General features: G+C 55.6%; 1 rRNA gene. It reads right to left on the reverse strand.

What is annotated here, in order from left to right:
• Positions 1–11 precede the first annotated feature (11 nt).
• A 16S ribosomal RNA gene (locus tag HMPREF2734_RS04000) occupies positions 12–527 on the reverse strand; the annotation flags it as partial.

Raw genomic sequence — 527 nt, forward strand, 5'->3', positions numbered from 1 at the left:
AAGCTCCTTAGAAAGGAGGTGATCCAGCCGCACCTTCCGGTACGGCTACCTTGTTACGACTTCGTCCCAATCGCCGATCCCACCTTCGACAGCTCCCATGACAGGCCACTGGCTTCGGGTGTTACCAACTTTCATGACGTGACGGGCGGTGTGTACAAGGCCCGGGAACGTATTCACCGCAGCGTTGCTGATCTGCGATTACTAGCGACTCCGACTTCATGGGGTCGAGTTGCAGACCCCAATCCGAACTAAGGCCGGCTTTCAGCGATTAGCACACCCTCACAGGCTCGCAAACGCGTTGTACCGACCATTGTAGCATGTGTGAAGCCCTGGACATAAGGGGCATGATGATTTGACGTCATCCCCACCTTCCTCCGAGTTAACCCCGGCAGTCTCTCATGAGTCCCCACCATCACGTGCTGGCAACATAAGACAAGGGTTGCGCTCGTTGCGGGACTTAACCCAACATCTCACGACACGAGCTGACGACAACCATGCACCACCTGTACACCAACCACAAAGGGAAA

The organism is Corynebacterium sp. HMSC055D05, assembly GCF_001810365.1.
Classification (GTDB): domain Bacteria; phylum Actinomycetota; class Actinomycetes; order Mycobacteriales; family Mycobacteriaceae; genus Corynebacterium; species Corynebacterium coyleae.